The sequence below is a fragment of the Roseateles sp. DAIF2 genome, from assembly GCF_015624425.1.
In the GTDB taxonomy this organism is placed as follows: domain Bacteria; phylum Pseudomonadota; class Gammaproteobacteria; order Burkholderiales; family Burkholderiaceae_C; genus Kinneretia.
The window spans coordinates 3,524,498-3,537,881 of sequence record NZ_CP049919.1 but is presented as its reverse complement, the minus strand read 5'-3'; the positions used below and the strand labels follow the sequence as shown (position 1 = coordinate 3,537,881).

At 69.9% G+C, this 13,384-nt stretch carries 14 protein-coding genes; 4 read left to right on the top strand and 10 right to left on the bottom strand.

Annotated features, from left to right (window positions below; genetic code table 11):
* Positions 1–885 (bottom strand): PIG-L deacetylase family protein, encoded by an 885-nt coding sequence (locus G8A07_RS16385; RefSeq protein WP_195793100.1) that lies wholly within the window; start codon positions 883–885, stop codon positions 1–3.
* A gap of 68 nt (positions 886–953) precedes the next feature.
* The gene (locus tag G8A07_RS16380; RefSeq protein WP_195793099.1) at positions 954–1,850 is read right to left on the bottom strand and encodes a DMT family transporter; all 897 of its coding nucleotides are present in this window, start codon (positions 1,848–1,850) and stop codon (positions 954–956) included.
* Positions 1,851–2,076: 226 nt separating this feature from the next.
* Here G8A07_RS16380 and G8A07_RS16375 point away from each other — a divergent pair, with 226 nt between their 5' ends.
* The 3 genes from G8A07_RS16375 to G8A07_RS16365 all read left to right on the top strand — a co-directional run bounded on the left by G8A07_RS16375 (position 2,077) and on the right by G8A07_RS16365 (position 4,056).
* Entirely contained in the window at positions 2,077–2,403 is a 327-nt protein-coding gene (locus tag G8A07_RS16375) for a hypothetical protein (RefSeq protein WP_195793098.1), read from the top strand.
* Positions 2,404–2,419: 16 nt separating this feature from the next.
* Entirely contained in the window at positions 2,420–3,250 is an 831-nt protein-coding gene (locus G8A07_RS16370; protein WP_249937021.1) for a hypothetical protein, read from the top strand.
* A gap of 173 nt (positions 3,251–3,423) precedes the next feature.
* Entirely contained in the window at positions 3,424–4,056 is a 633-nt protein-coding gene (locus G8A07_RS16365) for a L,D-transpeptidase (RefSeq protein WP_249937020.1), read from the top strand.
* A 148-nt stretch (positions 4,057–4,204) separates the two neighbouring features.
* Here G8A07_RS16365 and G8A07_RS16360 read toward each other — a convergent pair whose 3' ends face one another.
* From G8A07_RS16360 to G8A07_RS16340, 5 genes are all read right to left on the bottom strand, one after another.
* Positions 4,205–5,698 (bottom strand): aldehyde dehydrogenase, encoded by a 1,494-nt coding sequence (locus G8A07_RS16360; RefSeq protein ID WP_195793096.1) that lies wholly within the window; start codon positions 5,696–5,698, stop codon positions 4,205–4,207.
* A complete protein-coding gene (locus tag G8A07_RS16355) occupies positions 5,695–7,092 on the bottom strand; it encodes an aspartate aminotransferase family protein (RefSeq protein ID WP_195793095.1) in 1,398 nt (465 codons plus the stop codon). Before G8A07_RS16355 ends, G8A07_RS16360 begins: the two co-directional genes overlap by 4 nt.
* A 16-nt stretch (positions 7,093–7,108) precedes the next feature.
* On the bottom strand, positions 7,109–8,476 hold the full coding sequence (locus G8A07_RS16350; protein WP_195793094.1) for a glutamine synthetase family protein: 1,368 nt from the start codon (positions 8,474–8,476) through the stop codon (positions 7,109–7,111).
* A 62-nt stretch (positions 8,477–8,538) separates the two neighbouring features.
* Complete coding sequence (locus G8A07_RS16345; protein ID WP_195793093.1) at positions 8,539–9,309, bottom strand: gamma-glutamyl-gamma-aminobutyrate hydrolase family protein; 771 nt, start codon at positions 9,307–9,309, stop codon at positions 8,539–8,541.
* Positions 9,310–9,352: 43 nt separating this feature from the next.
* Positions 9,353–10,663: an aspartate aminotransferase family protein gene (locus G8A07_RS16340; protein WP_195793092.1), complete on the bottom strand. Its 1,311-nt coding sequence runs from the start codon at positions 10,661–10,663 to the stop codon at positions 9,353–9,355.
* Between the two features lie 132 nt (positions 10,664–10,795).
* Between G8A07_RS16340 and G8A07_RS16335 the strand changes: the two genes are divergently transcribed.
* Positions 10,796–11,266, top strand: coding sequence for an Lrp/AsnC family transcriptional regulator (locus tag G8A07_RS16335; RefSeq protein WP_195793091.1), 471 nt, complete (start codon positions 10,796–10,798; stop codon positions 11,264–11,266).
* 31 nt (positions 11,267–11,297) lie between these two features.
* On the opposite strand, the gene G8A07_RS16330 is transcribed toward G8A07_RS16335, so the two are convergent.
* From G8A07_RS16330 to G8A07_RS16320, 3 genes are all read right to left on the bottom strand, one after another.
* Complete coding sequence (locus G8A07_RS16330) at positions 11,298–11,456, bottom strand: hypothetical protein (protein WP_195793090.1); 159 nt, start codon at positions 11,454–11,456, stop codon at positions 11,298–11,300.
* Positions 11,457–11,574: 118 nt separating this feature from the next.
* Positions 11,575–12,465 carry a DMT family transporter gene (locus G8A07_RS16325; protein ID WP_195793089.1) on the bottom strand — a complete coding sequence of 297 codons (891 nt, stop codon included), beginning with the start codon at positions 12,463–12,465 and terminating at the stop codon, positions 11,575–11,577.
* A gap of 54 nt (positions 12,466–12,519) precedes the next feature.
* On the bottom strand, positions 12,520–13,353 hold the full coding sequence (locus tag G8A07_RS16320; protein ID WP_195793088.1) for a ferritin-like domain-containing protein: 834 nt from the start codon (positions 13,351–13,353) through the stop codon (positions 12,520–12,522).
* Between the last annotated feature and the right edge of the window lie 31 nt (positions 13,354–13,384).

The following is a 13,384-nucleotide window of genomic DNA, read 5'->3' as shown; positions in this document are numbered from 1 at the left end:
TCAGGGCAGGAACTCGCGGCCGCTCAGCGGCGCGGTGGCGGGGAAATGCTGCGGGGCCAGGTCTTGCGGGGAGCCGCCTTCCCAGCGGCTCAGCCGGTACAGGGTGCCGAAGGCATAGGCGGGCGGCTGGCTGCCGGCGCCGCCCATCAGCTCGCCGCCGCGGCGCACGCCATCGGCCAGCCAGGCCGGCAGGCGCAGGTGGTAGGGGTTGCGCTCGATCTCGCCGAGGTGGCAGGCCAGGGCCTGCACCAGGCGCGCGGTGTCGTCGATGCCGCTCTCGACCAGGCAGTTGGGCGTCTCCATCGTGGCCCAGAACTCGGTCTCGGCCAGCAGGCAGGGCAGGCCGGTCTCGCTCAGGGCCTGGGTCAGCAGCTTGTGCACGCCCTTGTGGGTCGGGTTGCCGTCGCCGGCATGCGGGGCCAGCACCAGATCGGGCCGTTCCTCCTGCAGCAGCTCGGCGATGCAGCGCCGATGGGCGCGCCAGAGCTGGGGCGACTGGAGCTCGGTTTCGGTGCGGACCTGGGCCAGGCCCTGCTCGGTCGGGCGCATATTGTCGAAGCCCAGCACCGCGCAGGCGGCCTCCAGCTCGCGCCAGCGCGGCTCGCGCCGCTCGGGCCGGCTGCCCAGGGTGACCGCGACATTGGTGACGCGCCAGCCGGCCTCGCGCGCCAAGCGCAGCGGCAGCGCGCCGACGATGCATTCATCGTCCGGGTGCGGCGAGAAGATCATGCAATGCCCCGGCCGGGCCGCGGCCGCGGCGATCGGCGAGGCGTCGGCCGGCGCATCCGTCAGCAGGGCGGCGAAGCGGGCGACCCAGTCGCGCCAGGTTTCGAAGGCGGCGCCGGGGGCGGGGAGGAGGTGGGGAGGCTTGGTGTGGGGCGGCATGCGCGCTCAATGGTAGGGCATCGATAGGACGGTGCCGGCGGCCCCGACCATAGCTTTTGTTGGGAGGGTCATGCCCGCAAGCGTCTTGGTGCGGTGGCCAGCAGCACGCCGGCCAGCGCCAGGCCATAGGCCAGCAGTTGGGCGCCGCTGATGCGCTCGCCGAGCAGCAGCAGGCCCACCAGCGCGGTGGCCATCGGCAGGAAGACCATGAACACGCCGGCCTGCGCCGCCGGCACGCGGGCCAGGCCGCTCATCCATAGCCAGGGCGTGATCATGCTGGCCGCCGCAGCATAAAAGCCCAGCAGCGCCCAGTCCGAAAGCGCCGGCGCGGTGAAATCGAAGCTCAGCGCCTGCCACAGGCCCAGCGGTGTCACCAGGGCCAGGCCCCAGAGGTTGATCAGGCTGCTGATGCGCCGGGCCGAGACCCGCGCGGTCAGCTGCTTGCCGATCACCACATAGGCGGCCTCACAGAACACCGCGGCCAGCAGCAGCAGGGCGCCCAGCGCGGAGGTCTCGCCGGCGCCGGATTTGCCGCCGGCCACCAGCGCGATGCCCAGCACGCAGCAGGCGATGCCGGCCAGCACCCGCCGCGCAATGCGCTCGCCCAGCAGCAGCCAGCTCAGGAGCGCCACCGCAGCCGGGATGCCGGCCAGGATCACGCCGGCCACCACCGCCGAACAGCGCTGCAGCCCGAACAGCAGGCAGATCGAGAACAGGAAGTTGCCGATGAAGGATTCCAGGAACAGCAGCCGGCGCGAGCGCGCGTCCAGGCGCGGTTCCTCGGGCGCGCGCTTGACCCAGGGCGCCATCAGCAGCGCCGCGATGCCGAAGCGCAGCCAGGCCAGCAGGAACACCGGGAAGGCCAGCAGGAGCAGCTTGGACAGGCCCACATAGCTGCCGACCAGGCCGGTGGACAGGGCCAGGCAGGCGTAGGCAAACCAGGGAACAGCGGGCGAGGGCGGCAAGGCTTGGGCTTTGGAGTTGGCCTCGCATCATGCCGCGGGTCCGGCGCTCGCCGTGCGAGCACCGGATGGCGCGTCGGCCATCCCGCTGTGCCGCTTGTCCTACAGCAGGCCGCGCCGCAGACCCACAAGCGCCGCGCGGCGCGCTACCTAGACTGGACTCAGCCGGTTGCGAAGGCCGGTTGCTTTCCTCCCTCTTCTTCCATCTGTCATTACGAAGGAGTACGACATGACCACATCCAAGACGCTCAGCGCCGGCCTGGCCGCCGTCACCCTGGTCGGTGCCATCGGCTTTGCCTATGCCCAGTCGAGCACCGAGACCGCCCCGGCCGATACGACCGCTCAGCAGCCCACGCAACAGCAGCTGCCGCAGGAGCAGGGCATGCCGCAGCAAAGCAGCCAGCCGGAACAGAGCTCCACGGTGGCGCCCAGCGACAGCGCGGCCACCAATGCCACCAGCAGCACGCCGGCCCCGAGCAGCCAGCCCAGCGACAGCGCGAACAGCAGCACGCCCGAGCCGATGACCGAGCGCGCACCGCAGGCCGACCGCAACTAAAAACCGGCGGCGACCCATGCGTCCGTCCCGCCTCCTGGCGCCCTCGCGCTGCCGGGGGGCGCTTGTCTTTCCCTCCTCGCTGTCATCCCCGACCACCGCTCCCGCCGATCCGCCCGGCGCCTGGCTGGACGGGCTGAAACTGGGCCTGCTGATTGGCGCGGCCCTGCTGGCCCTGCTGATACCGCCGGTCAAACCGGGCGGCTGGCCGCCACGGCCGACATCGCCGACGCCCAAGCCGGCAACGACCGAACCGGTCTCGGAGCGCCGCCTGGATCTCAACGGGGCCAAGGTCTCGCCGGCTGCGCGCCGCGTCGCGGCCTGGGTCGTGGCCGCGGCCGACAACGGCGCGCGGCCCTTTGCCATCATCGACAAGCGCCAGGCCCAGGTGCTGGTGTTCGAGCCCGGCGGGCGCCTGCGCGGCGCGACGCCGGTGCTGTTGGGCTATGCCGCCGGCGACGACAGCGTGGCCGGCATCGGCCAGCGCCCGATCGATCAGGTGCGGCCCGAGGAACGCACGACGCCGGCCGGCCGCTTCCTGGCCGAACCGGGGCGCAATGCGCTGGGCGAGGAGGTGGTCTGGGTCGACTACGAGGCCGCGGTGTCGATGCACCGGGTGCGCCTGACCGACCCGCGCGAGCGCCGGGCGGAGCGCCTGGCCTCGCCATCGCCGCGCGACAACCGCATCAGCTTCGGCTGCGTCAACATGCCGCCGGCCTTCTTCGAGCAGGTGCTGTGGCCGGGTTTCCGCGGCCGCGGCGGCATCGTCTATGTGCTGCCCGAGCAGCGCAGCCTGGAATCGGTGTTCCCTGCGCTGAGGGACGCCGCCACGGTTACAGCTTCGCGCTGAAATCCGCCCAAATTGCGCAGCAGCGGGCCAAACCGGGGGCTTCTCCGGGGCTGGCGCGCGCCCGTCTCCCGTAGCATTCGCTTGCAACAAAAGCCTGGCAATCGCGTGCTTCCTCGCGTCCGGCTTGGACGCAGCGGACATGACGGATGGCGGGCAGTATGGCTTCTGGTTGGATGATGCGTTGGGCGCTGGGCGCCTGGATGGCGGTGGCGGGCGGCTGTGCGCTGGCATCGGCGCCGAACTCTCCCTCTCGTTTTGAATCCTTTCCGACCGAGGTGCGGCGCACCGCCGGCCTGGCGCTGGACGGCGACGCCCGGGGCCGCCCCTTCGCGATCATCGACAAGAAGGCCGCGCGGCTCTATGTCTTCCATGCCGATGGCCGCCTGGCCGGCGCCAGCCCGGCGCTGCTGGGCCTGGCCCGCGGCGATGTGTCGCCGCCGGGCGTCGGTCAGAAGGTGCTGAGCGGCATCCCGCCGGGCGAGCGCATCACGCCGGCCGGCCGCTTCGATTCCGAACCCGGGCGCAATCTGAAGGGCGAGGCCATCGTCTGGTTCGACTACGAGGCCGCGCTGGCGATCCACCGCCTGCGGCCCGCGCCCGCCGCCGAGCGCCGGCCGCAGCGCCTGGCCTCGGACGAGGCCGAGGACAAGCGCATCTCGCTGGGCTGCGTTGTGGTGGCCGGCGCCTTCTACGACGAGGTGGTCGCGCCGCTGCTGGGGCGCCAGCGCGGCGTCGTCTATGTGCTGCCCGAGATGGGCGAGGGCGGCCCCTTGGCCGGCGGGCCGATCGCCGCGCCGCGGCTGTAACGGATTCGCCGGCCCCGCCTGAGCGTTTTTCGTCGCGAGCCGCCGCCAGGCTAGGCGGACGGCGCACAGGAACCGGAACGTACTTTCTGTACGTGAGGATTCCGAGCACTGGCCAACGACGCCTGGTGGTGGCGCAGTAGAAAAACGCTCAGGCGCCGTTGATGCGGATCCAGGTGGTTTTCAGCTCGGTGTACTTGTCGAAGGCGTGCAGCGACTTGTCGCGCCCGTTGCCGCTCTGCTTGTAGCCGCCGAAGGGCACCGTCAGGTCGTCCTCGTCATACTGGTTCACATGCACGGTGCCGGCGCGCAGCGCGCGGGCGACGCGGTGTGCGCGGTCCAGGTTCGAGCTCCAGACGCTGGCGGCCAGGCCATAGGGGCTGGCATTGGCCTGGGCCAGGGCATCGGCCTCGTCCTTGAAGCGCAGCACGCTCATCACCGGGCCGAAGATCTCCTCGCGCGCGATCTTCATCTGCGGCGCCACGCCGTCGAACACGGTGGGCTCGACATAGAAGCCGCCGCTGTCGGCGCGCGCCTGCCGGCCGCCGGTCACCGCGCGGGCGCCCTCGGCCTTGCCGGACTCGATGTAACCCATCACGGTGTTCAGCTGGGTCGCGTCGACGATCGCGCCCATCACGGTCTGCGCGTCCAGCGGGTCGCCCGGCTGGTAGCGCGGCGCCTGGGCGGCGACCAGCTCGACGAACTGCTCGGCGATGCTCTCGTGCACCAGCACGCGCGAGGGCGCATTGCAGCTCTCGCCCTGGTTGAAGAACATGGCGCCGGCCACGGTCTTGGCGGCGCGCGCCAGATCGTCGAAATCGGGGAAGACCAGGAAGGCCGACTTGCCGCCCAGCTCGTTGTAGACCCGCTTCAGGTTGGAACGGCCGGCATAGTCCAGCATGCGCCGGCCGGTGCGGGTGGAGCCGGTGAAGCCGATCGCGTCGACCTCCATGTGCAGGGCCAGCGCCTCGCCGGCCTCATGGCCATAGCCGGGCACGACATTGAACACGCCCTCGGGCAGGCCCGCCTGCAGGGCCAACTCGGCCAGGCGCAGCGCGCTCAGCGGCGACTTCTCGCTGGGCTTGAGCACCACCGAGTTGCCGGCGGCCAGGGCCGGCCCCAGCTTCCAGGCGGCCATGATCATCGGGTAGTTCCAGGGCACGATCACGCCGATCACGCCCATCGCCTCGCGCTGGATCAGGGCCAGGGCGTTGGCGGCGGTCGGCGCGATCTCGTCGTAGACCTTGTCGACGGCCTCGGCATACCAGGCGATGCAGCGCGCGGTGGCCGGCACGTCGACCGCCAGCGAGTACTGGATCGGCTTGCCCATGTCCAGGGTCTCGAACAGGGCCAGCTCGTCCCGCGCGGCGAGGATCAGGTCGGCGAAGCGCAGCAGGACCTTCTTGCGCGCGGCCGGCGGCTTGCCGGCCCAGCGCCGGTCCTCGAAGGCACGGCGCGCGCTGGCGACCGCGGCATCGATGTCGGCGGCCTGGCCGCGCGCGATGGCGGCCAGGCGCCGGCCATCGACGGGGGAATGCTTGTCGAAACTCTGGCCGTCCAACGCGGCGCGGCGTTCGCCGCCGATGAAGGCGCGGCCGTCCAGGGGCAGTTCGGCGGCACGCTGGTGCCAGGTCTTGTCCGTCATAACAGTTGTCTCTCTTGGAGTTCGTTCCAGCTCAGGTCCAGGCAGCGGCGCACCAGGGCCAGCATCTCGTCGACCTGCTCGCGCGTCATCACCAGCGGCGGCGCGACGATCATGCGGTCGCCGACCGCGCGCATGATCAGGCCCTCGCGGAAGCAATGGGCGCGGCATACCATGCCCACCGCCAGCGCGGGATCGAAGGTGGCGAGCGTGTGCTTGTCGCGCACCAGCTGCAGCGCCGCCATCATGCCGCAATGCTGGACCTCGCCAACGAGCGGGTGCGCGCCGATGGCCGCCAGGCCGCGCGCCAGATAGGGACCGATGTCCTCGCGCACCTTGCGCACCAGATCCAGCTCGCGGATCAGGCGCAGGTTCGCCAGCGCCACCGCGCAGGCGGTCGGGTGGCCGGAGTAGGTAAACCCATGCTCGAACTCGCCGCCCTGATCGATCAGCGCGCGGGCGACGCGCGCGCCGACCAGCACCCCGCCCAGCGGGATATAGCCGGAGCTGACGCCCTTGGCGAAGGTGATCAGGTCGGGGCGAAAGCCCAGGGTCTGGCAGCCGAACCATTGGCCGGTGCGGCCGAAGCCGCAGATCACCTCGTCGCTGACCAGCAGGATGCCGTACTTGTCGGCGATGCGCTGGATCGCCGGCCAGTAGCTGGCCGGCGGTACGATCACGCCGCCGGCGCCCTGCACCGGCTCGCCGATGAAGGCCGCCACCCGATCCGGCCCGAGGGCCAGGATCTTGGCCTCCAGCCAGGCGGCGGCCTGCTCGCCGAAGGCCTCGCGGTCCAGGCTGCGGTCGGAGCCGAACCAATGCGGCTGGCCGATATGCGCGATGCCGGGGATCGGCAGGCCGCCCTGGGCATGCATCGCGGCCATGCCGCCCAGCGAGGCGCCGGCCATCGTGGAGCCGTGGTAGCCGTTGATGCGGCCGATGATGATGTCGCGCTGCGGCTGGCCCTGCAGGTCCCAGAAGCGCCGCACCATGCGCACGATGGTGTCGTTGCCCTCGGAGCCGGAGCCGGTGAAGAACACATGCTCGAAGCCCTCGGGCGCGAGCTCGGCCAGGGTCTCGGCCAGCTCGATGGCCGGCGGGGTGCTGGTCTGGAAGAAGGCGTTGTAGAAGGGCAGCTCGCGCAGCTGGCGCGTCGCGGCGTCGATCAGGGCCTGCTGGCCGTAGCCGACATTGACGCACCACAGGCCGCTCATCGCGTCGAGGATCTTGTGGCCCTCGCTGTCCCAGAGGTAGATGTTGTCGGCGCGCTCGATGATGCGGGCGCCGCGGCCGGCCAGCTGCCGGTAGTCGGTGAAGGGATGCAGGAAATGGCGGGCATCGGCGGCCTGCCAGTCACGGGTGCTGCGCTTCTCGATCTGGGCGGTGTGAGGGCTCATGGGCTTCTCCTCCTTCTCAGACATGGAGCAAGAGGTGCTCGCGTTCCCAGGGCGAGATCACCTTCATGAACTCGGCGTACTCGATCTCCTTGATCTCGGTGTAGACGGTGACGAAGGACTCGCCCAGCACCGCGGCCAGCTCCTTCTCGGCGCGCAGCAGCTCCAGCGCCTCGCCCAGGCTGCGCGGCAGCTGGTAGTCGCCCAGGTAGGCGTCGCCCTTGCACTCGGGCATGGGCTCGATGCGGTGCTTCAGGCCCAGGTAGCCGCAGGCCAGGGTCGCGGCCAGGGCCACATAGGGATTCGCATCAGCGCCGATCACGCGGTTCTCCAGGCGCCGGTTCGCCGGCGGCGCCACCGGCGCGCGGATGCCGACGGTGCGGTTGTCGGTGCCCCACTGGATGTTGATTGGCGCGGCGGTGAAGCGGGCCAGGCGCCGGTAGCTGTTCACATAGGGCGCGAACAGGGCCATCGCGGCCGGCACGTATTTCTGCAGCCCGCCGATGAACCAGTGGAACTCGCGGCTGGCCGAGCCGTCGGCATTGCTGAAGATGTTGAGGCCCGTGCTCTTGTCCAGCAGGCTCTGGTGCACATGCATCGCGCTGCCGGGCTCGCCGGCGATCGGCTTGGCCATGAAGGTGGCGAACATGTCGTGGCGCAGCGCCGCCTCGCGCACCGTGCGCTTGAACAGGAACACCTCGTCGGCCAGGGCCAGCGGCTGGCCGTGGAAGAAGTTGATCTCCATCTGGCCGGCGCCGATCTCGTGGATCAGGGTGTCCACGTTCAGTTCCATCTTCTCGCAGTAGTCGTAGACATCCTCGAACAGCGGGTCGAACTCGTTGACCGCGTCGATCGAGTAGGCCTGGCGCGAGGTCTCGGCGCGGCCGCTGCGGCCCACCGGCGGCTTCAGCGGCATGTCGGGGTCGGTGTTGCGTGCGACCAGGTAGAACTCCAGCTCCGGCGCCACCACCGGCTGCCAACCCTCGGCCGCATAGAGCTCGCAGACCCGGCGCAGCACCGAGCGCGGCGCGAAGGGGATCAGCCGGCCCTGGCGGTCGAAGCAGTCATGGATGATCTGGGCGGTGGGGTCGGTGGCCCAGGGCACGATGCGCACCGTGGTCGGGTCGGCGCGCAGATGCATGTCGGTGTCGGTGGGGCTGATGACGTCGTAATAGGGGCCTTCGGCCGGGAACTCGCCGGTGACGCCCATCGCGACCACCGCCTCGGGCAAGCGCATGCCGCGATCCTCGGTGAACTTTTCGCGCGGCAGGATCTTGCCGCGCGCCACCCCGGTGAGATCGGGCACCAGGCATTCGATCTCGGTGACGCGCCGCTCGCGGAACCATTGGTCCAGCTCGCTGAAGGTGAATTCGTCTCGGGCCGCCATGATGTTTCTTGCTCCTCATCTTGTTCAGGGAATCGGACTGGGAAAGTGCTGGGGCCGCGGCGCTAGGTCTCCGGGTCGCGACCCTGGTAGCTGCGGCAGGCCGCGCCGAAGGCGGCCAGGATGCGCTGCGAGACGGGGTTGGCGTCAGCCTTCCATTCCGGATGCCATTGCACGCATAGCGCGAAGCCGCGGGCGGCCTCGACGCTGAAGGCCTCGACCAGGCCGTCGTCGGCCAGGGCCTCGATCTTGAGCCCCGGCGCCAGGCGCTTGATGCCCTGGCCGTGCAGCGAGTTCACCTGGATGCGCGGCGCTGCCAGCAGATCCGCCAGCAGCCCGCCGGGCTGGAGCGCGACCTCATGCGCGAAGTCGTACTGCTCGTCCGGCGTGCCGGGCGCGGCGCGGTGGTCATTCAGGCCCGGCTGCTCCTGCACCGCCTGGTGCAGGCTGCCGCCCAGGGCGACATTGGCCTCCTGGAAGCCGCGGCAGATGGCCAGGAGCGGCAGGCCGCGCGCGATCGCCTTGGGGATCAGCGGCAGCACCCAGTCGTCGCGCACCCGGTCCTGCGGCAGCGCTTCGTCATGGGTGCTCTCGCCGTAATGGCTGGCGTGCACATTGCTCTTGGAGCCGGTCAGCAGCAGGCCATCGGCCAGATCCAGCAGCGCGTCGAGCTCGTCCGGCGCGGCGCTTGGCACGATCAGCGGCAGGCAGCCGGCCAGGCGCACGGCATCCAGGTACTTCTTGCCGGCCATGTGGAAGGGGTGGTCACCCATCATGCGGTTGCAGGCCGGCACCAGCACCACGGGCTTTCTGCGATCGGAGCTACGACTCGTCATAAACAACCGGGGCCAACAGCGTTGGCCCCATCATGCCTTGTTTTCAGGCGGCTCGTCGCAGCGCGCCGCGCAGGGTGTCGATGATCTGGTCGATATGCGAGCGCTCGATGATCAGCGGCGGCGAGAGTGCGACGGTGTCGCCGGTGGTGCGCACCAGCACGCCCTTGTCCCAGCAGTCCAGGAACACATTGAAGGCGCGCTTGGCCGGCTCGCCGGGCAGGGGGCTGAGTTCGACCCCGCCGACCAGGCCGATATTGCGCACGTCGATCACGTTGGGCTCGCCCTTCAGCGAATGCAGGCATTCGGCGAAGTAGCCCTGCAGCTCGGCCGCGCGGGTCAGCAGGCCTTCCTCGGCATAGGTGTCCAGCGTGCCCAGGGCGGCGGCACAGGCCAGCGGATGCGCCGAGTAGGTATAGCCGTGGAAGAACTCGATCAGGTGCTCGGGCCCGGTCATGAAGGCGTCGTGGATCTTGTCGGAGGCGAACACCGCGCCCATCGGCACGCAGCCGTTGGTCAGGCCCTTGGCCACTGTCATCAGGTCCGGCGTGACGCCGAAGGTCTGGGCGGCGAAGGGGTTGCCGGTGCGGCCGAAGCCGGTGATGACCTCATCGAAGATCAAGAGGATGCCGTGCTTGTCGCAGATCTCGCGCAGGCGCTGCAGATAGCCCTGGGGTGGGATCAGCACGCCGGTGGAGCCGGCCACCGGCTCGACGATCACGGCGGCGATGGTGGAAGCATCGTGCAGCGCGACCAGGCGCTCCAGGTCGTCGGCGAACTCGGCGCCATGGGCGGGCTGGCCCACCGAGAAGCCGTTGCGCGCCGGGTCATGGGTATGGCGGATATGGTCGACGCCGCCCAGCATGGTGCCGAACATCTTGCGGTTGGCGACCATGCCGCCAACCGAGATGCCGCCGAAGTTGACGCCGTGGTAGCCGCGCTCGCGGCCGATCAGGCGTGTGCGCGAGCCTTCGCCGCGCACGCGGTGGTAGGCGATCGCCATCTTCAGCGCGGTGTCCACCGACTCGGAGCCCGAGTTTGTGTAGAAGACCTTGGACAGGCCCTTGGGCATGATGGCAGCCAGCCGCTCGGCCAGCTCGAAGGCCTTGGGGTGCGCCATCTGGAAGGGCGGCGCGAAATCCAGTTCGGCCGCCTGGGCCTGGATGGCCTGCACGATCTTGGGCCGGTTGTGGCCGGCGTTGACGCACCACAGGCCCGCGATGCCGTCCAGCACCTGGCGGCCCTTGTCGTCGGTGAAGTACATGCCGTCGGCGCGGGTCAAAAGGCGCGGCGCCTTCTTGAACTGGCGGTTGGCGGTGAAGGGCATCCAGTAGGCGTCGAGCTTGGTGTCGGTCATGGCGGGCTCCTGAAGATCGCTCCAGTCTAGGCAAGCGCGCGCGCAATGTGCATGCGTCCCCGGGCCGCGTAAACCCGAAGTTCTGCATGTTCATGCGATAGTCCGGCGACTCAACCGCAGGAAATTCGAACGATGGGCTCGGAAGTGCAACTGGATGCGATCGACCGCGGCATCCTGAACGAATTGCAGCGCGATGGGCGCCTCTCCAATGTGGAGCTGGCGCAGCGGGTGCACCTGAGCCCCTCGGCCTGCCTGCGACGGGTCAAGCAGCTGGAGGAGGGCGGGGTGATCGCGCAGTATGTGGCGCTGGTGAACCCCAAGGCCGTGGGACGGCCGGGCACCAGCTTCACGATCATCAATCTGGAGCGGACCACGCCGCAGGCACTGGCCGCCTTCGAGCAGGCGGTGCGCGATGTGCCGGAGATCCTGGACTGCTTCTTCGTCGCCGGCAGCAATGACTACCTGGTGCGCTTCGCCTACAAGGATGCCGAGGACCTGGAGCGGGTGCATGGCGAGGTGCTGATGCACCTGCCGGGCGTGGCCCGCGCGAACTCGATGCTGGTGCTCCGCACGGTCAAGAAGACGACCGGCTTCGAGCTCTGAGCCCGCCGCCGGGCGGCCGGGCTGCGGTGGTTCAGCCGCCGCTCAGCGCGGCCAGGGCCAGCAGGCAGAAGGCGGCCAGCACGGCGGCGTGGCCCCAGCTTTCGAGCTTGGGCATGTCCAGTGCGGCGTTGTGGTTGCCGGCCAGCAGATAGTGGCGGGATTGGGCGATGAAGTGGGGGATGCTGCTCATGGCGATCTTTCTCTTTCTTCCTTCCTGGGGGCCGCGGGTTCGCGGCTTGGAAAGGAGTATCGCCGAGATTGGTGAAAACCCTATGACAAAAATCAGGGTAACTACTGATTTTTTTGTTTCAGGTGTTTCGGCGGTTCAGCATCGGCAGCAGTTGCACCGCCAGCAGGCTCAGCAGGATCAACCCGCAGCCCACCAGCCCGGCCGGGCCTAGGCGGTCGCCCATCATCAGATAGCCGAAGATCGCGGCGAACAGGGTCTCCGACGAGAGGATGATCGCGGCGTCCGCCGCATGGGCATAGCGCTGGGCCACGACCTGGGCTGTGAAGGCCACGCCGACCGACAGGATGCCGGTATAGGCGATCGGCAGCGCCGCGGCCTGCAGCCCGGCCCAAGTGAGCGGCTCGAACCACAGCGCATAGGCCAGCGCCAGCAGCCCGCAAACGAAGAACTGCCCGCCGGCGACCAGGAAGGGCGCGGCCATGCGGTCGGCCACCCGGCCCACCAGCAGCACGTGCAGAGCCCAGGGCAGGGCCGAGGCGATCACCCAGGCGTCGCCCGGGCCGATGTTCAGCTCATGCGCGCCGGACAGCAAAAACGCGCCGACCAGGCAGGCCAGCGCGCCCGGCCAGACCGACCAATGCGGCAGATGGCGCAGCAGCAGCCAGCCCAGCACCGGTACCAGCGGCACATAGAGCGCGGTCAGGAAGCCGGCATTGGTGACCGTGGTCGAGACGATGCCGATCTGCTGCATCGCCGCGCCCAGCAGCAGCAGGCTGCCCAGGCCGGCGATCTTCAGGCCGTCGCCACGGGCCAGCGGCCGCTGCTGGCGCGCCAGGCCCTGCCATTCGCGCCACATCAGCGGTGCGACCACCAGGGTGCCGATCAGGAAGCGCACGCCGGTGAAGGCCATCGGGCCGATGTCGGCCATGCCATGGCTTTGCGCGACAAAGGCCGAGCCCCAGATCAGCGCAATGACGACGAGCAGCAGATTGGCTTGGATGCGGGTCAAGATGGCGGCTCGCTGGGGCAAAACCCGCGATTCTACGAACAAGCCCCGCCGCGCTCAGCCCGGCGGTGGCGGGTCGGCCGAGGGATCGGCCTGCAGATAGGCCAGCTCCTCAGCGCTGAAGCCGGCCGCCTCGCGCGCCGCCAGATTGAAGGGCGGGCGCAGCCGCGGCGCCTCGTAGCGCTGGACCAGCTCCGGATAGATCGCGACCGGGTCCAGCCCGCGCTGGCGGGCGAGATGGCGGTACCAGCGGTTGCCGATCTCGACATGGCCGACCTCGTCGCGCAGGATGATGTCCAGGATCTCGACCGCGCGCGGGTCGCCGGCCTTCGCGAACTTGGCCTGCAGCGGCGGCGTCGCGTCCAGGCCGCGCGCTTCGAGCGTGCGCGGCACCAGGGCCATGCGCGCCAGCACATCGCCGGCGGTGCGCTCGGCCATGGTCCACAGGCCGTCATGGGCGTCGAAGTCGCCGTAGCTAAAGCCCAGGGTCTGCAGATGCTCGTGCAGCAGGCCGAAGTGCAGCGCCTCCTCGGCGGCCACCTTCAGCCAGTCGAGATAGAAGTCGGCGGGCATGCCCGGAAAGCGCCAGACCGCGTCCAGCGCCAGATTGATCGCATTGAACTCGATATGCGCGATCGCATGGATCAGTGCGGCGCGGCCCTCGGTCGTGAAGGGTGAACGCTTGGGCACCTGCAGGGTCGGCACCAGGCGTGGGCGCTCGGGGCGGCCGGGCAGGCCGTCGGGGCGCGGGATCTTGCGTTGCGGGTCCAGTGGCCGGGCGGGCGCGCCGCCGGCATGCAGCGCCCGGGCCGCGGCGGCCTTGTCGGCCGGATCGCGCAGGCACAGCACGCGCAGGGCTTCGCAGCGGAGGTCGTCGTTGTCGTCGTTCATCGCAGGGGCGGCATGATACGCCCGCCGCCCC

What these genes read in the sequence shown, in the direction of transcription:
- G8A07_RS16385 (WP_195793100.1), bottom strand. Translation starts at nt 885, where the DNA reads ATGCCGCCCCACACCAAGCCTCCCCACCTCCTCCCCGCCCCCGGCGCC.
- G8A07_RS16375 (WP_195793098.1), top strand. Translation starts at nt 2,077, where the DNA reads ATGACCACATCCAAGACGCTCAGCGCCGGCCTGGCCGCCGTCACCCTG.
- G8A07_RS16370 (WP_249937021.1), top strand. Translation starts at nt 2,420, where the DNA reads ATGCGTCCGTCCCGCCTCCTGGCGCCCTCGCGCTGCCGGGGGGCGCTT.
- G8A07_RS16365 (WP_249937020.1), top strand. Translation starts at nt 3,424, where the DNA reads ATGATGCGTTGGGCGCTGGGCGCCTGGATGGCGGTGGCGGGCGGCTGT.
- G8A07_RS16360 (WP_195793096.1), bottom strand. Translation starts at nt 5,698, where the DNA reads ATGACGGACAAGACCTGGCACCAGCGTGCCGCCGAACTGCCCCTGGAC.
- G8A07_RS16355 (WP_195793095.1), bottom strand. Translation starts at nt 7,092, where the DNA reads ATGAGCCCTCACACCGCCCAGATCGAGAAGCGCAGCACCCGTGACTGG.
- G8A07_RS16350 (WP_195793094.1), bottom strand. Translation starts at nt 8,476, where the DNA reads ATGGCGGCCCGAGACGAATTCACCTTCAGCGAGCTGGACCAATGGTTC.
- G8A07_RS16345 (WP_195793093.1), bottom strand. Translation starts at nt 9,309, where the DNA reads ATGACGAGTCGTAGCTCCGATCGCAGAAAGCCCGTGGTGCTGGTGCCG.
- G8A07_RS16340 (WP_195793092.1), bottom strand. Translation starts at nt 10,663, where the DNA reads ATGACCGACACCAAGCTCGACGCCTACTGGATGCCCTTCACCGCCAAC.
- G8A07_RS16335 (WP_195793091.1), top strand. Translation starts at nt 10,796, where the DNA reads ATGGGCTCGGAAGTGCAACTGGATGCGATCGACCGCGGCATCCTGAAC.
- G8A07_RS16330 (WP_195793090.1), bottom strand. Translation starts at nt 11,456, where the DNA reads ATGAGCAGCATCCCCCACTTCATCGCCCAATCCCGCCACTATCTGCTG.
- G8A07_RS16320 (WP_195793088.1), bottom strand. Translation starts at nt 13,353, where the DNA reads ATGAACGACGACAACGACGACCTCCGCTGCGAAGCCCTGCGCGTGCTG.